21 protein-coding genes are annotated in these 20073 nt (G+C 37.2%); 13 read left to right on the top strand and 8 right to left on the bottom strand.

What is annotated here, in order from left to right; genetic code table 11:
• Positions 1-113: 113 nt before the first annotated feature.
• The gene (locus tag GM418_RS24630) at positions 114-539 is read left to right on the top strand and encodes a hypothetical protein (RefSeq protein WP_158869878.1); all 426 of its coding nucleotides are present in this window, start codon (positions 114-116) and stop codon (positions 537-539) included.
• Between the two features lie 76 nt (positions 540-615).
• Here the strand turns inward: GM418_RS24630 and GM418_RS24625 are convergent, their stop codons facing one another.
• The gene (locus GM418_RS24625) at positions 616-2430 is read right to left on the bottom strand and encodes a vWA domain-containing protein (RefSeq protein ID WP_158869876.1); all 1815 of its coding nucleotides are present in this window, start codon (positions 2428-2430) and stop codon (positions 616-618) included.
• Positions 2431-2700: 270 nt separating this feature from the next.
• Between GM418_RS24625 and GM418_RS24620 the strand changes: the two genes are divergently transcribed.
• From GM418_RS24620 to GM418_RS24605, 4 genes are all read left to right on the top strand, one after another.
• Entirely contained in the window at positions 2701-3360 is a 660-nt protein-coding gene (locus GM418_RS24620) for a transposase (RefSeq protein ID WP_158869874.1), read from the top strand.
• A gap of 207 nt (positions 3361-3567) precedes the next feature.
• Entirely contained in the window at positions 3568-4164 is a 597-nt protein-coding gene (locus tag GM418_RS24615) for an RNA polymerase sigma factor (protein WP_158869872.1), read from the top strand.
• Positions 4151-5506 carry a carboxypeptidase-like regulatory domain-containing protein gene (locus GM418_RS24610; RefSeq protein WP_158869870.1) on the top strand — a complete coding sequence of 452 codons (1356 nt, stop codon included), beginning with the start codon at positions 4151-4153 and terminating at the stop codon, positions 5504-5506. Before GM418_RS24615 ends, GM418_RS24610 begins: the two co-directional genes overlap by 14 nt.
• Positions 5499-6245: an SDR family oxidoreductase gene (locus tag GM418_RS24605; protein ID WP_158869868.1), complete on the top strand. Its 747-nt coding sequence runs from the start codon at positions 5499-5501 to the stop codon at positions 6243-6245. Before GM418_RS24610 ends, GM418_RS24605 begins: the two co-directional genes overlap by 8 nt.
• A 2-nt stretch (positions 6246-6247) precedes the next feature.
• Here the strand turns inward: GM418_RS24605 and GM418_RS24600 are convergent, their stop codons facing one another.
• Positions 6248-6694 (bottom strand): YybH family protein, encoded by a 447-nt coding sequence (locus GM418_RS24600; RefSeq protein WP_158869866.1) that lies wholly within the window; start codon positions 6692-6694, stop codon positions 6248-6250.
• 51 nt (positions 6695-6745) lie between these two features.
• Here GM418_RS24600 and GM418_RS24595 point away from each other — a divergent pair, with 51 nt between their 5' ends.
• From GM418_RS24595 to GM418_RS24575, 5 genes are all read left to right on the top strand, one after another.
• Positions 6746-7636: a metallophosphoesterase gene (locus GM418_RS24595; RefSeq protein ID WP_158869864.1), complete on the top strand. Its 891-nt coding sequence runs from the start codon at positions 6746-6748 to the stop codon at positions 7634-7636.
• A gap of 123 nt (positions 7637-7759) precedes the next feature.
• Positions 7760-9106, top strand: coding sequence for a response regulator (locus GM418_RS24590; protein WP_158869862.1), 1347 nt, complete (start codon positions 7760-7762; stop codon positions 9104-9106).
• A 110-nt stretch (positions 9107-9216) separates the two neighbouring features.
• Entirely contained in the window at positions 9217-9468 is a 252-nt protein-coding gene (locus tag GM418_RS24585) for a 4a-hydroxytetrahydrobiopterin dehydratase (RefSeq protein WP_158869860.1), read from the top strand.
• 51 nt (positions 9469-9519) lie between these two features.
• On the top strand, positions 9520-11244 hold the full coding sequence (locus tag GM418_RS24580; protein WP_158869858.1) for a cellulase family glycosylhydrolase: 1725 nt from the start codon (positions 9520-9522) through the stop codon (positions 11242-11244).
• Positions 11245-11398: 154 nt separating this feature from the next.
• Entirely contained in the window at positions 11399-13258 is a 1860-nt protein-coding gene (locus GM418_RS24575; RefSeq protein WP_158869856.1) for a T9SS type A sorting domain-containing protein, read from the top strand.
• A 3-nt stretch (positions 13259-13261) separates the two neighbouring features.
• On the opposite strand, the gene GM418_RS24570 is transcribed toward GM418_RS24575, so the two are convergent.
• Positions 13262-14071: a glycoside hydrolase family 16 protein gene (locus GM418_RS24570; RefSeq protein ID WP_246222773.1), complete on the bottom strand. Its 810-nt coding sequence runs from the start codon at positions 14069-14071 to the stop codon at positions 13262-13264.
• A gap of 127 nt (positions 14072-14198) precedes the next feature.
• Between GM418_RS24570 and GM418_RS24565 the strand changes: the two genes are divergently transcribed.
• A complete protein-coding gene (locus tag GM418_RS24565; RefSeq protein WP_158869854.1) occupies positions 14199-14804 on the top strand; it encodes a beta-phosphoglucomutase family hydrolase in 606 nt (201 codons plus the stop codon).
• Complete coding sequence (locus GM418_RS24560; protein ID WP_158869852.1) at positions 14789-15718, top strand: AEC family transporter; 930 nt, start codon at positions 14789-14791, stop codon at positions 15716-15718. Before GM418_RS24565 ends, GM418_RS24560 begins: the two co-directional genes overlap by 16 nt.
• Here GM418_RS24560 and GM418_RS24555 read toward each other — a convergent pair whose 3' ends face one another.
• The 3 genes from GM418_RS24555 to glyA all read right to left on the bottom strand — a co-directional run bounded on the left by GM418_RS24555 (position 15719) and on the right by glyA (position 18815).
• Entirely contained in the window at positions 15719-16639 is a 921-nt protein-coding gene (locus GM418_RS24555) for a CobW family GTP-binding protein (protein WP_158869850.1), read from the bottom strand.
• A 58-nt stretch (positions 16640-16697) separates the two neighbouring features.
• Positions 16698-17453 carry a sulfite exporter TauE/SafE family protein gene (locus tag GM418_RS24550; RefSeq protein ID WP_158869848.1) on the bottom strand — a complete coding sequence of 252 codons (756 nt, stop codon included), beginning with the start codon at positions 17451-17453 and terminating at the stop codon, positions 16698-16700.
• 81 nt (positions 17454-17534) lie between these two features.
• Complete coding sequence (gene glyA / locus GM418_RS24545) at positions 17535-18815, bottom strand: serine hydroxymethyltransferase (RefSeq protein ID WP_158869846.1); 1281 nt, start codon at positions 18813-18815, stop codon at positions 17535-17537.
• A 143-nt stretch (positions 18816-18958) separates the two neighbouring features.
• On the opposite strand from glyA, the gene GM418_RS24540 reads away from it, so the two are divergent.
• Complete coding sequence (locus GM418_RS24540) at positions 18959-19351, top strand: hypothetical protein (RefSeq protein ID WP_158869844.1); 393 nt, start codon at positions 18959-18961, stop codon at positions 19349-19351.
• Between the two features lie 25 nt (positions 19352-19376).
• Here GM418_RS24540 and GM418_RS24535 read toward each other — a convergent pair whose 3' ends face one another.
• Together GM418_RS24535 and GM418_RS24530 are read right to left on the bottom strand one after the other, a co-directional pair.
• Complete coding sequence (locus GM418_RS24535) at positions 19377-19679, bottom strand: HigA family addiction module antitoxin (protein WP_158869842.1); 303 nt, start codon at positions 19677-19679, stop codon at positions 19377-19379.
• Positions 19680-19692: 13 nt separating this feature from the next.
• Entirely contained in the window at positions 19693-19995 is a 303-nt protein-coding gene (locus GM418_RS24530; protein WP_246222772.1) for a type II toxin-antitoxin system RelE/ParE family toxin, read from the bottom strand.
• Positions 19996-20073: the final 78 nt, after the last annotated feature.

Below are 20073 nucleotides of genomic sequence, written 5' to 3'. Positions count from 1 at the left end.
CTTACGAAGGCAATTCAAAGCCTTTAACAAACAAAACTCAATATCATTTATCTTTTTTGAATCTAACGCAACCAAAACTACCAGCCAAACATCTTTTTCAAAATCAAACGGTTATGAAACCGCGCTATTACCTGCTGTTAAGCTTATTTATTTTCAGTTTCAGTTGCAACAAAGAAGATGACTTTTACAAAGATGTTGTTATAGAAACGGATAAAGAAAAATACAGTACAAAAGAGAACGTCCTGATTAAAGTTTCTAATAATTACGCAGACGAAATCAGTTACTATAAATGTAGTTCTTACGACGGGATTCCACCCTCGGTATTAAAATATAGTAATAATGAGTGGACCGGATTTTGGGGGCCAATTTGCAACGGATATTCCTCGTGGTGCTGTAATGGCCTCGACGCAAAGGAAATATACCTGGATACGTTGAATTTAAATTTTGAAAAAGGAATTTATAGAATTGAGTACAGCTTTATAATCAAACACGGAGAAGGGTACCATTCCTTTTATTCAAATGAGTTTCAAATCGAATGATTGCTTAACCTGATAAAGCACCGCCTCTGCAGACGATGCTTTTGAAAACAAGTTAGAAACAATTAGAAATCAAGTATTATTTTTCGGCCACAAGATGCAAATCGTCCACCGTTTTTACCAGCTGAATAAATTCTGAACGATATCCGTTATCATCTTCGCCTTTTGCATTTTTTGCCAATTTCACAATCGAATCGATGGATGTGTTTCCTTTGAATTCGGAATTTCGCAACAACATTCCGAAGGAAGCGACCGCAGCAGAAAAACGAAAATCATTGGATGTATTTTTCTCAATTTTGTTTGAGATGGCTTGTTCAAGCAGTTTACTTTTCCCGCCGTCCGGTTCTTTGTAACGTAATTTTATGGTAAGTAATTCATTATTGTACTTCCCGGAAACTGTTTTTGACTCCTGGTATTTTAATGGATTAACCGACGGAGTTGCACTGTTTGAACCTGCGGGAATAATTTCATACAGCGCTGTAACCGTGTGCCCGGCTCCCATTTCACCGGCATCTTTAGTGTCGTCGTTAAAATCTTCGTCGTTTAGCAAACGATTTTCATATCCAACCAGCCGATAAGATTTTACCTGTTTCGGATTAAATTCCAGCTGAAATTTTACATCTTTTGCAATGGTAAAAAGGGTTCCGCCAAACTCAGAAATAAATACTTTCCGCGCTTCCTGAATATTGTCGATATACGAATAATTTCCATTGCCTTTGTCTGCAATAACTTCCATTTTATCGTCTTTAATATTGCCGGTTCCAAAACCCAGTACCGACATAAAAATGCCGCTTTCACGCTCTTTTTCTACCAGCCTTTCCATTTCTGAAGTACTGGAAACGCCAACGTTAAAATCACCGTCGGTGGCCAAAATGATGCGGTTATTTCCACCTTCAATAAAATGATTACTGGCAATTTTATAAGCCAGTTTTAATCCTTCACCACCAGCCGTTGAACCTCCGGCATTTAATTGTTCCAATGCATCCAAAATCTCTTGCTTTTCATCACCCGGAGTAGAGTTTAATACTTTTCCGGCAGCACCTGCATAAACAACAATTGCCACACGATCTTCCGGTCGTAATTCATTTACCAGCATTGTAAAAGCCCGTTTTAACAAAGGCAATTTGTTATACGCATTCATCGAACCGGAAACATCAATCAGAAAAACCAGGTTCGAAGGAGGTAACTCACTCTTATCAATACTTTTTCCTTTTAAACCCACGTGCATTAAATAATGGTCTTCATTCCACGGACATGCTCCCAACTCAGTCGTTACGCTAAACGGCGTCTCTCCCGCAGGTTCCGGGTAATCGTAATGAAAATAGTTGATCATTTCTTCAATCCGAACGGCATCAACCGGCGGCAACTCTCCCTGATTAATATACCTCCGCACGTTGGAATACGACGCGTTGTCAACGTCAATTGAAAATGTAGAAAGCGGATTGGCCTTAGCATCTTTAAAACCATTTTCATGAATGGTGGAATAATTCTCCGTGTTCCAGTTGGGAGTTGGGCTCATTACGGCGCTCTTCATAAAACTGACACCTCTGATTTTTGTTCTTGGTTGCGCTCCGTAAGCAACTACAACACAATCTTCCAGTTCCATCATTGAAGATTTTAATTCAACATCGATTTTATCTTTTGAGCCAATTTTAACTTTCTCAGTTTCCATTCCGATGAATGAAAACACCAGGAATTTATCTTCAGGTTGAACCTCAATTTTGTAAAATCCCTGAATATCGGTTACGGTTCCCCGGTTGGTATTTTGAACCTGCACGGTCACACCCGGCAAAACATTCCCGGAGTCGTCTCTAACAGTCCCGGTAATTTCACGCGCTGAAATAAAGCCGGAAACTAAAATTGTTATTGCCAAAGCCAAGATTATTCTTTTCATGATTATCGTTTTTAAAATTTATTTACACAATCATGATGCAGGGCAAAATCAAATTCCATAAATTTTTTTTGATTTTTTTTCAAGGGTTGGGAGATTTGTAATCTCCCGAATAATTTGCGATTGCAAATCGCAAAACCCGAAAGTAAAAAAACGGGGTGGAACAAAAGGGTTCGGAGATTTGTAATCTCCGGATAAAAGCTGCGATTAAAAATCGCAGAACCCTTATTCTTTCATTCTAAAATTGTATTTTAAAATCAGAAACAACTCCCTATGAAAAAGAAAGAAGCATACAGAAACGCCCTTCCCCATTTTCAGCAACCCGGACAAGCTTATTTTGTAACGTGGATTTTAAAAGATGCGATTCCGCGTAAATCTCTCGCTATCTATACACAAAAACTCGAAATACTAAAATCGCAAATCAGCCTTCACAAAGAACAAAAACATGACAAAAAAATCATTGATGACTTAACGTTCCAATATCACCTGGCTACAAAAAAGTATAAAAAAGCGTTCGACGACCTATTAGCGGTCAAGAGCAAAAATTCGCCGATAAATTTATCTCATCCTGAAAATCTAAAAATAATAAAACAGGCACTCCTTTTCTGGGAGAATCAAAAACTAAAAAATTACACATATTCAATCATGCCCAACCATGTACATTGGGTTTTCGAATTAAAAGAGAAGGACACAAACGGGCAATCGGTTTATTTACAAGATGTTTTACAATCAGTTAAAAGGCACACAGCCCGGCAAATAAACAAACGGGAAGAACGACAAGGAACACTTTGGCAAAAAGAAAGTTTTGACACAACCATCCGCGATGAAAAAAATTTGTATAAAACAATTGAATACACTTTAAATAACCCTGTTCATGCCAAACTTGTAAAAAAAAGAGAAGATTGGCAGGGGAATGGATTTTTTGATTGGTAACACGCGTGTGGAGATTTGCAATTTTCACAAAAGACTTGCGATTACAAATCGCAAAACCCGAAAGTAAAAAAACGAGTTGGGACAAACGGGTTCGGAGATTTGTAATCTCCGGATAAAAGCTGCGATTGCAAATCGCAGAACCCGAAAGCAAGCCTGATTATTACCAAAATTCTAAAAATAATGTACTTTTAGCATGAAATCAAAAACATGCAGCTCAACCCTTTTCGTCATAAAAACAAAGAAAAATCCGAAGAAGAACTATTGGCGGATTATCTGGCAAACAAGGACATGAATGTTCTTGGAGAGCTGTATAAAAGATACATGCACCTGGTTTACGGAGTGTGCCTGAAATATTTTAAAGAACGGGAAAAATCGCAGGATGCGGTTATTCTGATTTTTGAAAAGTTACTTATTGAAATAGAAAAACACAAAATCCGTAATTTTAAAAGTTGGTTGTATGTAGTTGCCAAAAACCATTGTTTAATGGAACTGCGCAAAACAAAGGCAGGAAAAATAATTTCGATAGCTGACGAAAACGAAATGGCTGCTTTTATGGAAATTGAGCCGGAATTGCATCCTATCGACAGGGAAGCGGATGAAATAAATGAACAGGCCTTAAACGACTGTATTGAACGGCTAAAAAATGAACAGAAAAACTGTATTCGTTTGTTTTATTATGAAAACAAAAGTTATCGCGAAATTTGTATAATACTAGAACTGGAGGAAAAAAAAGTAAAAAGTTTTATTCAGAACGGGAAACGCAACCTTAAAATTTGTTTGGAAAGTAAAAATGCCCAAGAATAAAAAACATATCAGCAACGAAGATTTCCAACGGTATTTGAGCAATCAGATGACCGATGCAGAAAGAAATGCGTTTGAGCGTGAAATGCAAAAAAATCCGTTTGAAGCAGAAGCACTGGAAGGCATGCAGCAATTCTTGGCTGACGACATTCAGCAGGATTTAGACGAACTTTCCAAAAGAATTGCTCAAAAGAAAAAAAGAAATACGCCAATTTGGGCAGCGGCAGCAACTATCTTGTTGCTCATTTCGGTAGGAATTATCTGGTTCCAGTTAAGAGATACGTCGCCGCTTCCGGAAATGGCGGAAATAAAAACCACGGAAATTCAGCAAGAGAAAAGTACTCCTGAAAACGAAGAAATAAAAGCGCCCGGCCCGGAAGTACAAGAGCAAGGAAAAGGAAAAGCAAAAACAGAAGAATCTGTAAAAATCAAAGAATCAGAAAAAATAACTCCGCGCGCTGCAAAAACAGTTAAACCGATGGAAGATGAAATTTCATTGGAATTTGAAGATTCAAATGTTGAAGAAAGTTTTCCTCAGCAAGCTGTTAATGTTGCAAAATCAGAAGGAAAAAAAGTTGAAGAACCACCAAAGATGGCAGCAGCAAAAGTTGAAAAAAGTGCAGAACAGAAAAAAACTCCGGTCGTTATTCGCGGAGTAAGTAGTTTGAGAAGAACTTCGAAAGCGCCGGACAGTGATGCAGTTCAATTTTCACAAATAACAAATTCTGCGCTAAAAGCGGGAAAAGTGGTTCGCGGAAAAGTAATTTCTTTGGCTGACAGTTTGCCGCTCCCCGGTGCTGTTATTGCAGAAAAAGGAACCTCAAACGGTACCGTTTCCGGCATGGATGGAACTTTCACACTACAGCTAACAAATAAAAACGACAGTGCCCTGATTGCCAGCTTTATTGGAATGGAAAATACGGAATTTTATCCAACAAATGATTCTGTCATCATTGTGGGTTTAGAAGCTTCGCAGTTAGCACTTGATGAAGTTGTTGCAATTGGGTACGGCATCAGCAACGAACAACAGGAAACTAAAGATATTCAAAATGCGCGGCCTGATGAAGGAATGGCTGCTTTGAAAAAATATTTAAAAGAGAAGGCCATTTTACAGGAAAAATATTCATCAAAAAAAGAAGTAGTAAAAGTAAGGCTTTCAATAAACACAAGCGGCGAGATTAAAAACATTGAGAATAAAAACAACGCGGATTCCGAACTGTTTGAAAAAGCGAAGCAACTTATTTTTAACGGTCCAAAATGGAAGGCGAAAACCATTAATGGAATACCTGTTGAATCGGAACTGACTTTAAGAATCGTTTTCAAAAAAAACAAACAAAATGAATAAAAACATCATTGTAACCGGTGGAGCACAGGGAATTGGGAAAATTGTGTCGCAGGAATTGCTAAAAAATGAATATTCCGTTTCTGTTTTTGAAATAGACGATGAAGCCATTAAAGAGTTTCAATCGGAAGTAAACTCAACAAATATGGCTTTTTTCCGAACCGATGTTGCAGATGAAAAAAACGTTCAGCAATCCATTTCAGCGTCAAATAAAAAATTTGGAAATATATCGGGATTAATAAACAACGCTGCCATTCATGATAACAAACCCATGGTGGAACTCACTTTTGAAGCGTGGAATCGCGTAATCTCAGTAAACCTTTCGGGAACATTCTTGTGTGCAAAATATGCTGCACCTTTTCTCAAAAAAAGTAAAGGAAGTATTATCAATATGAGTTCAACCCGTGCTTTTCAGTCGGAGCCAAACACAGAAGCTTATTCTGCCAGCAAAGGAGGAATCTATTCTTTGACCCATGCACTGGCTATGAGTTTAGGGCCTGAAATCAGGGTGAATTCTATCAGCCCCGGTTGGATTGATGTTTCCGGAATTCGAAAAAAATCGGAAGCAAAAAAATATCAACAAACTGAAGAAGACAAAAAACAACATCCCGCAGGCCGTGTGGGAAATGCGAAAGATATTTCGAACATGGTTCTGTTTTTACTAAACCCGGAAAACAGTTTTATAACCGGACAGAATTTTATTGTCGATGGAGGAATGACGCAAAAAATGATTTACGTTTAATTTCAATTCTCAGCGCTGGAATGATCACTTATAATCAACCATTTTCCGTCTATATTCTGAATTACCAGGGTAAAATGCCCGGCTAAGTTTCCCATTTCCCGCGTTAATTCGTAACGACCAATTACAAAAACTGTTTTATCGTCAATCTTCGACATTCTTAGAATCTTAAAATGGGTTTCCCCCATTTCAGCTCGTGTCGGGTATCTTTTTTTATAATTTTCGAGCGTTCTTTGCCAACCGTAAGTCGGGCCATTTCCTCCCACAAACACCAGGCTATCCGAGTTCCAGTATGTTTCCATAAACTTTTCCAAATTGCCCGCGTTCCATGCATCAACCTGTTTTTTTAGCAAACTACTGATTTCAGCCCTGTCCTTCTTTTCCATTTTATCCTGGCCCAAACAGGAAATGACGATAAACAAACTTAAAATTACAACTGTTAATTTTTTCATAACATTAAAAATCAATAATTACGCTAAATTAGTAAACCAATCGAAAAACAAATGAAAATTAAATCAACGATTCAAATCAGTATCATTTTTTTGATCATGAGTTATAGTCAACCCGTAAAATCGCAAACAGAATTTGGTGTTTTTGCCGACTGCCAATACTGTGACTGTGAAACCCGGAACACACGTTTCTACAAAAACTCTCCTGATAAATTAAACGAATGTATCACCTTTTTTAATCAAAATGAAAATATCGAATTTGTAGTTGGTCTGGGAGATCTCATTGACAGAAATTTATCAAGTTACGAAACATTGATCCCTATTTTAAATCAATCAAAAAATGAAATTTTTCATGTCATCGGGAATCACGATTTGGAGGTTAACAATGAATTTCTGGAAAAAGTACCTGAAAAGCTTAACCTTTCAAAAACCTGGTATTCTTTTGTAAAAAACAGCTGGCGGTTTATCTTTTTAAATGGAAATGATATCACCTTTCATTCAAACAACCCTGAAATTGTGAATCAGGCTAAAAAAATTGTCAGTAAGATGAAAAACCAAAACAAGCCCAATTCGTTTGATTGGAACGGTGGAATCGGCGACGAACAGCTTGTCTGGATGGAAAGTCAACTTGAGGAGGCACAGACAAAGAATCAAAAAGTGATTTTATTTTGCCACTATCCACTACTGCCACTGGAAGCGCATACGCTTTGGAATTCGGAGGAAGTTTTAGCTATCCTCCAAAAATATAAATGTGTAAAATGTTGGATGAACGGACATAATCATGCGGGGAATTACATGCTTTGGGAAGGAATACACTTTTTAAATCTAACAGGAATGGTAGAAACAGAAAATACAAATTCATTTGCCATTGTAAAAATTGAAAATAATAATATCATAATTAACGGCTTTGGAAATGAGCCTGACCGGACGCTTCAAATTTATTAGAAAACACTCTGTATCAGATAAAAACTTTTCTTTGAAAAATACGTTTAAATATTAACTAAAATTCGATGACTCAAAAAACTTTATAAATTATTTCTAAAATAGAGAAAAGTCGTTAAATGACAGATGAAAATCAGCTTAAAATTTGAATACAAAATTACCCTGGCTTACCTGTTAATAGGTGGTCTGTGGATTCTTTTTTCTGACAAAATTCTCCACACATTTGCAAAAGATGCCGCATACCTTACTCAACTGCAAACATTAAAAGGATGGTTCTATGTAATTTTAACGGGAGTTTTGTTTTACATCCTTCTTAAACGGCATTTGGAAAGACTGCGTAAAGCTGAACAGGAGGCTAAAGAAAGTGACCGTTTAAAAACGTCGTTTTTGCAGAATATCTCACATGAAATTCGTACTCCTATGAACGGCATTATTGGCTTTGCCAGTTTGCTTGAGTTTGATGATTTGCCCGAAAACCAAAAGAAAGAATATATTAAAATAATTACAAAGTCATCAAAACAACTTCTTTCCATTGTAAATGATGTACTTGATATTTCGATGATTCAGTCAGGAAATATTAAGGTTAACGATGAAATTGTAAATATTAACGAATTGTTAGAAGACATTTACACCGTTTTCAGTCCACGGATTCCCTCTAAAGTAAAATTTATCCTGACCAAAGGCCTGGATAACAAGTCAGTTTTTGTGCTCACCGATCGTTCGAAATTAAGGCAGATTCTTATAAACCTGGTTAGCAATTCAATAAAATTTACTGAAAAGGGATACATCGAATTTGGTTATTACATCAAAAATAAAAAGCTAAAATTTTATGTTGAAGATACCGGGATAGGGATTAAGAGTGAGCTACACGAAAAGATTTTTGAACGTTTCCGGAAAGCAGACAATAATCTCATGAGATTATATGACGGTATTGGGCTGGGACTTGCAATTTGTAAAGGAAATATCGATTTGTTGCGCGGAGAAATTGGCCTGGATTCAAAAGAAGGAGTTGGCTCCAGGTTTTATTTTACAATTCCATATAAAACAAGAAACAGGGCTGTCGAATTAAATTCTTTGGAATCAGATTTTGTGGCCAATCCCAAAAACGAATCTTTGATTTTAGTTGTTGAAGACGATAAATCAAATTTACGATACGTAATGGAGATTCTGCGACGGGCACAAATTAATTATGCCGTTGCAAAAAATGGAAAAGAAGCCGTTGAAATTTGCAAAACAGAGAAAAACATTTTTATGGTTTTAATGGATTTAAAAATGCCGGTGATGGATGGTTACCAGGCAACCAAAAAAATAAAAGATATTCGCTCCGACCTTCCTGTTATTGCACAAACCGCTTTTGCGTTCGAGGAGGAAAAACAAAAGGTTCTGGAGTCCGGTTTTGATGATTATCTCTCCAAACCTTTTAATCGGAAAGAGTTGTTAAAAATTATAAAAGAGTATCAGCAGTTTAACTAATTTCCGAGATTTCTTATACTGCACATTCAAAATAGTTTTAACACAGCAATTTTCTCAACTTATTGGAATTTTGCTCGTTCATAAGAACAGTAAACATTAATTCTATTGTTATGAGTTGGAAAGAAAAAGAAAGATACCTTGAAAAAGAATTCACATTTTCAAACTTTGTGGAAGCAGTGAGGTTTGTGGATAAGATTGTTCCTATGGCTGAGGAGATAAATCATCACCCTGACATTTTGATTCACTCCTACAAAAAAGTGAAAATTATGCTTTTCACGCACAGCGAAAATAAAATTACAAATAAGGATTATTCGCTGGCGAAAAAAATCGACGAAATTTATTTAACTCCAACACAATTCTAATTACATTTAGCGTTTCTGAGAGTTTTCTGAACGCTTTAGAAACGAAACTTTATGAAATTATTTACGCTTGTTGTAATATTTTTCAGTTTGAAATCTATTGGACAAACACACGAACACGCTTTTGAAATTAATAAAAAACTAAGCCGCGGAATCAACTATGGGAACATGTTTGAAGCGCCAACCGAAACATTGTGGGGAAACCCGTGGCAGCCGGAATATGCATCGATGATTGCAGAATTGGGTTTTAATCACGTTCGGATTCCGATTCGTTGGGAACCCGAAGCAAGAAGTTCCCTGACTTCTCCCTACACAATTAAAACTTCATTCTTGAACCGGATAAAACAGGTCGTTGATTCAGCATTAAATAACGATTTGTTTGTGATAATAAACATGCATCACCACGATTCGTTGTATGCCTATCCCGACGCACAAAAAGAGCGTTTTCTGGCCCAATGGAAACAAATTTCTGAATTTTTTAAAGACTATTCGGATTCACTTCTTTTTGAAATATTAAATGAACCCCACGGAAATCTCACCGCTGATAAATGGAATAGTTTTTCAGGCGAGGCTCTGCAAACCATTCGAACAGATAATCCGGACAGAATTATTCTGATTGGCACCGCTGAATACGGCGGTCTCAGCGGACTTTCCAAACTCCAACTCCCCGATGATGAAAATATCATTGTTACCGTTCATTACTACAATCCGTTTTCATTTACCCACCAGGGCGCAAGCTGGGCTGGCAATGATGCCGACAGTTGGCTGGGAACAGAATGGACGGACACCAAAGATGAAAGAGATGTGATGCGGCAGGAATTTTCTTCCCTGGTAACATTTAGCCTGGAAAATTCAATTCCGGTTCATATCGGTGAATTTGGTGCATACAGTACGGCCGACATGACCTCGCGGGCAAAATGGACAACTTTTCTCGCCCGTTATTTTGAACAGCAAAGCTGGAGCTGGGCTTACTGGGAATTTAGTGCCGGATTTGGAATTTATAATCCCAATGCTGAAACGTACTATGAAAATTTAGTAAATGCGCTCCTTCACAATAAAATGCCGGAACCGGCGAGCTATAAAGGGACAACTGTTTATGCCTCCAATCTTGAAAACTCGATCGACAACTGGAATTTATACACACAGGGAACCGGTGATGCAGAACTCTCCAACGGCAACAATTCATTGGAAATAACCATTTCAAACGGAAGCACAGAAAGCTGGCACGTACAATTGGTTCGAGGGAATATTTCTTTGGAAAAAGGGAAAAAATACAGATTATCGTTTAAGGCAAAAGCGGATGCCGACCGGTCTTTTTCGCCCTATGTGGGGCAAAGTATTTCCCCATGGTCATCATACAGCGGCTATAACGCTTATACTGCGAGTGACAGTCTGCAAACATTTACAGTCATTTTCGACATGACAGAAAACGACGACCGGGCCCGCATTGTATTTGATTTGGGAAAATCTGATATCAATTTCTCAGTGACCGGTATTTTACTTGAAGAAATTGAGTTGGTTACAAGCTTGTCAGAGATAAAACCCACGCCGGAAGATATTGAGATTTATCCCAACCCGGTAACTGAAAACCTGATCGTTAACAACATAGGAAACTACACACAGATATTGATTTTTAATATCTCAGGAAAGCTCGTATTTCAAAAAGAGTTGGCTAAAAACTTAAATACTTTTAATATCAACAGTTTCAATTCCGGCGTGTATTTAGTTCAGCTTTGGCGGGAAAATCATCTTTTTCAAACAAAAATTATTAAAAACTAATTTTTACACGTTCAACGCCAAAAACATAAATTTAATTATTAGCTTTATATCCTCAAACTAAACCAGAGATAACACTATGAAAACCTTACCATTCCTCATTTTCTGTATTATTATAGAATTTTTTTCATCAGCACAAAATCAAAGTAATTTAAAAATGTTTTCCACCAATTCAGGAATCGAAAGCCAAAAAATTCGTACGCCGGATTTAAAATGGAAAAAAAAATCATGTAACTGGATTCCTGAAAGCACAAATTCTGATTTATCATCGGAAGAACTAAAATCAGCTCTCACTGAGAAACAGAAGCTAGATAGTATTATTTATGAAACCTACAATCAAAATGGCGATTTGATTGAATATATAAAAAACTCTTTCGAATATGACTCTGTTGGCAATCAAACCAGCAATACCTTATACCGCTGGAATGGCGAAATACAGGGTTGGGATAAATCAATCCGAATTGATTTTCTGCTTAATTCCGATGGTAAGGTGCTAAGTGAAACACACTATCAGTGGAATAATAACGAAGATAATTGGATGAATAATTACAAGTATGAGTACGATTATGATACGGAAAACAACTTGGTTTTGGATGCATATTATATCTGGGTGAGCACCTCAGAATCATGGAGGGGAGTAGAAAAGAAAGAATACAAATTTGATGCGGAAAAAAACCTCATATTGGACGCATCGTACGAGTGGGATATATATTCGGCTACATGGAAAGGAAAAGAAAAATATGAATGTAAATTCGACTCTTCCGGAAACAAAACGATGGAAGCTTATTTTACCTGGGATTATGTTTCAGTAACTCCAATTTTGTACGGATGGCTTAATCAATACGTTCATGAAAGCGTTTTTGATGAAAATAACAAACTCATATTGTTCACCCAAAGTCAATGGTCGCCCGACAGCACTGTTCTTTTAAAACAATCCAAAGAAGAGATAGAATACAACAGCAACGACAGCATAATATTTGATATAACTTACAATTGGGAACAACTGGAAAATTTATGGAAGGTAAACAGAAAGAAGGAGTATATTTATGAGCCGAATAAAACCGTTTATACAGAGTACGAACCACATTCTGATTCTCTGAGAATAATTGGGTTAAAAGAAACATATTACAACTCGAATAGTGATATTACTACTGAAACTGATTACTACAGATCTTACGAACTGGACAGTGTAATATTGAACGCAAAAACTGAATATACCTACTATCCTTCCGGCAACCTACCTTTTGAAACAAAAACATTCAGTTACAACATTGATTCCGAATCCTGGGTTCCGGTTAGCAAAACGGAGATTTCTGCTTATGATATTTATGGGAATCCAACCCAAATTATTTATTCATCTGACTGGGATACTGAAGCAGAAAATTGGTCATATATTTTTAAAGTCATTCATAATTATAATTCTAAAAACAAATTAACGGTATACAATACCTTTTTCCGGAATAACGATGCAAACGATTGGGTGGGAAAAGATAAAAAAGAATATTCATATGACGAATACGATAACTTAATTTTAGAAATTCAATATACATGGAATACTGCACAGAACGATTGGTCGGGGGATTTAAAGACAGAGTATATTTTTGACAACTCATACACCTCGGATGAATTGATTTTACCATATATGTTTTTCCCTAATGATTACCAATACATGCTCACAGAAATACGCAAATCTGCGTGGGAGCAGAACATAAATGATTGGAGATTTTTAAGTTCTTCAACTTACCATTATTCATCAGTGATAGTTGATGCTATAGATAAAAAGTCATATCGTAACATAGAACTTTATCCCAATCCGGTAACAGAAAACCTGATCGTTAACAACATAGGAAACTACACACAGATATTGATTTTTAATATTTCCGGAGAATTGATTTTACAAAAAGAACTGCAACAAAATGAAAGTATTTTTAACCTGGCAAACATAAAACCAGGGATGTACTTTGTTCAGTTGAGAAAAAATTCGGAAGTCTTTTCCACAAAAATCATTAAACAATAAATTTTATTTCTGTTTGTAAACTTTTACATAATCGATATAATATATCTGCGGGAAAATTGATTCATCAATTCCCTTTTGACCGCCCCATCCGCCTCCGATAGCGAGATTAATCAGCAAATAATGCGGTTTATCAAAAGGCCAGGTATCGTTGCCTGTATTTTCATTTTTAAAGCTGAAATACAGCGTATTATCTATGTAAAAATCCATGTGATCTTCAAACCACTCAAGGGCATACACATGAAAATCTTCATATGGTTTTTGAATTACAGTACTGTTTCCCTTGTTTGTTCCCAACACATGATTATACGATTTTGTATGAATATTTGCATGAATTACGTTCGGCTCAAAGCCGACATTTTCCATGATATCTATTTCGCCGCAAGCTGGCCATCCGGTTCCATTCTTAATACTTGTCCCCAGCATCCATATTGCCGGCCAGGTTCCACGTCCGGTAGGAAGCTTTGCCTTCACTTCCACCCTCCCGTATAAAATATTTCTTTTGCTATTGGTATTTATGCTTGCCGATGTAATTTCGTTCCCTTCAAAATTGTCTTTTCGGGCCTTGATAATCAAATTACCATTTTCAACACGTGCATTTTCAATTCTTCTTTCGGTATAGTACTGGGCCTCGTTATTCCGGATATGCCCCACTTCGTACGACCAGATATTTTTATCGGGTAATCCGTCGGTATCAAAATTATCCTCCCAAGCCAATTCCCACTTTGTATTTTTACTCTCAGCTTCAGAACCCAAATCTTGCGCGCGGGTCGTAATAAACATACAAAAACAAAGTAACAACATTAAAAATCTCATTTTCAATACATTTTGTGTTTTCTTCAAAGATAATTTTTTTAAGCGAATTTTAAATCTCGGTTAAATACGCTATAACTCAAACATATTCAACAAATGAACTGTTACTTTTGGCAACAAAGTAAAATGAATGGAAATACAGGTCTCAGCAAAAGCAAAAGCTTTAATTTTTGATTTAGACGGAACCTTATCTGATTCACTGCCGGTTCACGTAGAAACATGGAATCAGATTGGGGAAAAATACGGTTTTGAATTTGATACTCAGATTGTATACGAAATGACAGGTCGGCCAACCATCGAGTTTGCCAAACGGGTTGTTGAACAGTACAATCTTTCTGCAAATCCGGTTGACATTGTAAAACAAAAACAAACTTCTTTTTGGGAGCTTGCCCATTTATTGCGCCCGGTGGAGGAAGTAGTTACCATTGTAAAAAACTACCACGGAAAATTACCAATGGCCGTTGGAACAGGGGCCAGCAGGAAAAGCGCTGAAGTGCAGTTAAAAGCACTTGGAATAACTGAATATTTTGATACAATCGTTTCTGCCGACGACGTTACCAGCCATAAACCCAACCCGGATACTTTTCTGGAATGTGCCAGATTAATGAATATTGATCCGGAATTTTGCCAGGTTTTTGAAGATGGTGATTTGGGAATTACAGCTGCTAAAACAGCGGGAATGATGATTACCGACGTCCGCCCGTTTATTAATTACGGCGAATGGGTTCTTTCATAATTGCACTAAAAACGGTCTTACCGCTTTTCCTTATCATTTTTGCAGGATTAATTTTTTCGAAAACAAAAGCGGCCAGCGAAACCTGGGTTGATATTCTGAATAAATATGCCCTCTGGATTGGTTTCCCGGCTTTGGTCATTGCGTCGCTGATGAATTTGGAAGTGGAAGGAGAATCCTATTTAAAATTGATTTTGCTAAATTCAGCATACATCGTTATTTCCATGTTGCTGGCGTTTCCCGTTGCGCGAATATTCAAGCTTTCCAAACGAATGCGCAGTTCACTTTTTCTGGTTTTCTCTTTTGGCAATGTTGCCTACCTGGGAATTCCTGTTTTATTTAATGCATTTGGTACTGAAGTTTTACCGACCGCAGCCATCCTTTCGGCGGTTTATCTTTTTTGGCTTTTAACACTCGGAATTATCCTTATTGAATCGAACAGCGAAAAAGAGATTGACATAAAAAAAATCGGATTAAACCTGGCAAAAAATCCACTACTGATTTCCATCTTTATTGGTTTGCTGATTGTCTTTTTCAACCTCGAATTGCCTGTGATTTTTGAAGAAACAATTATTCTTTTTTCCGATTCCGTAACCGCAGTTGTACTATTCTCTCTTGGAATTTTTCTTGGTTTTAACAAAATCGGACACCCCAAAGAATGGATTCAGGTTTTTATTTTTGCAGTGCTTACAATGCTTGTTCTACCGTTTATTTATTACTTATCCATCAAACAGGCCGGACTGGATTCGATGCAGTTTGATGCTTCTATTCTGGATGCGTCAATGCCGCTTGGTGTGACTCCTTACGCGCTGGCGGTACAATACAAACTGGAAACAACAGTAATTGCAAGAATTGTGGTTTTGGCAACTTCCCTGTCTATTTTTACGATTCCGCTGTGGATGGTTGTTCTGAGTTAATTAAAAGTTTGTAGCTAAGTCCATTTTATCCAGTTTCCCAATCACAACAATTTCACTGTTATTTCGCGATATTATATCTTCACCTTCAAAAAGTTCGTAGCTTCCGCCTACTCCCTGCAAAACGAATTCAAACGCCTCATTTTCAAAACATAAAATTCCTTTTATCCGGTAAATTTCATTTTTATAAACATCTAAAGTATAGGAAAGCCAGTATTCAAATTCCGACTTATTTATTGGTTTTGAAAACACCATTGTTTGTGTCGAAATCCGGGAATGAAGTGATTTTTCTCCCTGAAAAGCGGGATAAAACTTCGGACGATATGTAACTTTCTCAAGTTCAAAATCCGCTGCAATTCCATATTTTGCAAACTGAATTTCGCTCATCGGATTTATCTGACGGACTTGCTTTTTCATTACTTCTTTTTCTTCCGAAAACTGTTTTTCAGTTTTATTCACCAAAACAAAATCGGCCACTGCAATTTGTTTGTATTTCAAATCCTTTTCATAATCGTTATGAAAATTCAAAGCGTCGAGCAGACAAATCGTTCCTTTAAACGAATAAAGCTCCTGCAATTTTTCATCCCTGAAAAACGGTCGGATAACCGATGCCGGATCGGCAACACCGGTGGTTTCAATTAGCAAATGTTCCACATTCTGAAAACGTTCGGCCAATTCCTGTAAAACCAATTCATATTCATCAGTAATGGTGCAACAAATACATCCTTCTTTCAACTCAAACATCTGGCTGGCTTCCACTCCTTTTATCAATTTCGTGTCGATTGCAATGTCGCCAAACTCATTTTCAACCAGTGCAAATTGTTTTTCAGAATATCGTTTCAGTAATGAATTTATAAATGTAGTTTTTCCTGAACCTAAAAAGCCGGTGATTACTGTAACTGCTATTTTTGAATTATTGTGCATACTGAACGTTCAAATTTTAAGTGAATAAAAAGCCACTTAAACTAAAAAAATGATTCACCTAGCCAAATACTCCAAACAGGTTTAAAATAACAATTACGAGTGCAAGAAGCAAAACATACCTCACATATTTCGCACCTCCTTTTACAGCAAAATTAGCACCCAACCATGCTCCGCCCATATTTCCCGCTGCAAGAATCAATCCGGCTGAAATATCAGCCTGTTTGTTGACAATAAAAATTCCGAGTGAAAAAACGGTATATATAAGAACAATAAATACTTTCAAAGCATTTGCTTTAACAAGATCCTGTCCACACCCGAGTACCAGGCCAGCCAATAGAAAAAAGCCAACACCCAGTTGAATAAAACCTCCATACAATCCAATAAAAAAGAAAATAATATACTGAAGCGAAGTAGGTTTTGCCAATGTTTGACCGGCTCTTTCCTTTACCCAAATTTCAGGCTTTGCAACCACCAGCAGAAACATAACGACCATTAAGCCTGCAATTATTTTTTTAAGCAGCAGCGGGTCTATCTCAACGGCAAACAAAGCACCGATTATTGAACCGGCTACTGCGGGAAGCGCAAGTTTATAGTCGGTTTTTAAGTTGAGTACTTTTTTTTGCCGAAATGTGTTTACAGCAATAACATTTTGAAGTAAAATGGCAATACGATTGGTACCGTTCGCAACATTGGCCGGAAGCCCCAAAAACATTAACAAGGGCAACGTTAGCATCGAACCACCTCCCGCAGTTGTGTTAATAAAACCAGCTGCCAACCCGGTACCGATAAGAGCAAGAATCATGTACCATTCCATAACGAAGCTAAAAAAATTGAATGTTTAAAGTTCAAAGTTAAAACCTACAGACATTTAAACTTTGAACCCGGGATACTTGAATTAATACGCAAACAGCGGGAATTCCTTCATTAAACTATGAACTTTTTCTCCCACCATTTTTAATGTTTTTTCATCTTCAATATTTGAAATAACATCATCAATCAACTGAACAACAACCGGCATTAAATCTTCTTTCACACCACGAGTTGTAATGGCCGGTGTTCCAACGCGTAATCCTGAAGTTTGGAAAGGAGACCGACTATCAAACGGAACCATGTTCTTGTTAACAGTGATTTCTGCTTTCACCAAAGTATTTTCAACCACTTTACCGGTTATTTCCGGGAATTTGGTCCGCAAATCAATCAACATCGAGTGATTGTCAGTTCCACCTGAAATAACTTTGTAACCCAAATCGATAAAAGCCTGCGCCATTACATCGGCATTCTTTTTCACCTGCTTTTGGTATTCTTTGAATTCAGGAGAAAGTGCTTCGCCAAAAGCAACCGCTTTCGCTGCAATTACATGTTCCAGCGGACCACCTTGTTGTCCCGGGAAAACAGCAGAATCGAGTAACGAAGACATCTTTCGAACTACACCTTTTGTTGTTGTTATTCCCCAGGGATTTTCAAAATCTTTACCTATCAAAATAATACCTCCACGCGGGCCACGCAAAGTTTTGTGTGTTGTAGAAGTAACAATATGTGCATGTTCCACTGGATTTCTCAATAAATCAGCAGCAATCAAACCGGCTGGATGTGCCATGTCGATCATCAAAATTGCACCAATTTTATCCGCGATTTCACGCATACGTTTGTAATCCCATTCGCGACTGTAAGCCGAAGCTCCGCCAATTATCAATTTTGGTTTGTGTTCCAGTGCCAATGCTTCCATTTCATCGTAATCAACCAAACCGGAATCTTCTTTTACTTTGTATGCAATCGGATTGTAAAGAATTCCCGAAGAGTTCACATGAGAGCCGTGAGAAAGGTGTCCTCCGTGCGACAAATCCAAACCAAGGAAAGTATCGCCTGGTTTTAAAACAACACTCAAAACAGCAGCATTGGCTTGTGCTCCTGAGTGCGGTTGCACGTTTGCCCACTCCGCATTATACAACTCTTTGAGACGGTCGATAGCGAGTTGCTCCGTCATATCTACAATTTGGCAACCTCCATAATAACGCTTTCCGGGGTAACCTTCTGCATATTTATTGGTCATTACCGACCCCATCGCTTCCAAAACCTGGTCGCTCACAAAGTTCTCTGAGGCAATTAATTCTATCCCGCTAAGCTGGCGTTCCCGTTCTTTTTGAATGATATCAAAAACCAAGGTATCTCTCTTCATTTTCGTCAATTCTTTTAATTAAGGAACAAAGGTAATACATTTTAAAAAGAGGCCTTTGTTGATAAAGTAAATAAAAACCCATTATTTTTGAACAATTAACAGTAAGTTGCCAGGCAACGTTTCTGACTCAAAGTTTTTTTATTATGAATAATACAAAACGACCCGATTTTTTAAGCGCTTTATGCATTCTTTCGTTTATTGGAAGCGGATTTGCATTTATAGCTTATTTTATTTCATCGCTTTTTTTTGAACAAGTTTCAGAACTGATAATAAAATATTCGTCCTGGCATTCTACTGAAACAATTTCGCCATTTTACTTTACTACTTTAATGGCCTTGTACGCAATTTCGTTGGCCGGTGCCATCAGAATCTGGAAATTTCATCGCGACGGAATTTTGATTTATTCCGCAGCGCAAATCCTTATTTTGTTGCTTCCGGTGTTTTGGATAAACGGCCAGGCGTTTTCAGTAACGAATCTAATTTTTACGGCTATTTTTATTTTGGGGTATGCTTTTAATTGGAGGAAGTTGGGATGAAAAGATCTTAAAATTAAAACTTAAACTAACTCGTAATTTGTGGGGCATTTTTCTTTATTTGGATTAGAATCGCCTTTTTATTTTCCCGTTCTTCTTCAAGATCGTAGTCATCCTGCAACCCCAACCAGAACTTAGGGGTTGTGCCAAAATAAGTTGCCAGTCTTAAAGCGGTATCTGCTGTTATTCTTCTTTTTCCTTTTATTATCTGAGAAATACGAGTTTGCGGAATATCCGTATCCTTTGCCAAACGATAAGCACTTATTGCCATTGGGCGTAAAAACTCCTCAAGCAATATTTCTCCTGGATGAACATTTGCTAACTTTTCCATTTTCAATCTCTTTTTAATGATAATCCAAAATTTCAACATCATGAGCATTATTGTCAATCCATCGAAAAACAACTCGCCACTGGTTATTAATTCGAATACTATAAAAATCTGATCCTTGTAATTTTTCAAGGCGATTTGAAGGAGGAATTCTCAAATCGGACCAATTTTGAGAGTTATTAATCATCCTTAATTTTCTCCGTCCTATCTGCTGAACTTCAATCGGTATTTTCTTAACCCGCTCCCCATTCCAAATTTTCCCGGTATCCTTTGAACCAAATGAAACAATCATAATGTCTTCAAACGTTACTAACGTCAAAGATAAGTATTTTGTAAAAATATTCAAATAAAAAAATAGCATCCCTTCAAGAGATGCTATCCTTAATATGCTTATAAA

It is taken from the genome of Maribellus comscasis (assembly GCF_009762775.1).
Lineage (GTDB): Bacteria > Bacteroidota > Bacteroidia > Bacteroidales > Prolixibacteraceae > Draconibacterium > Draconibacterium comscasis.
This window is presented reverse-complemented; position numbering and strand designations above follow the sequence as displayed.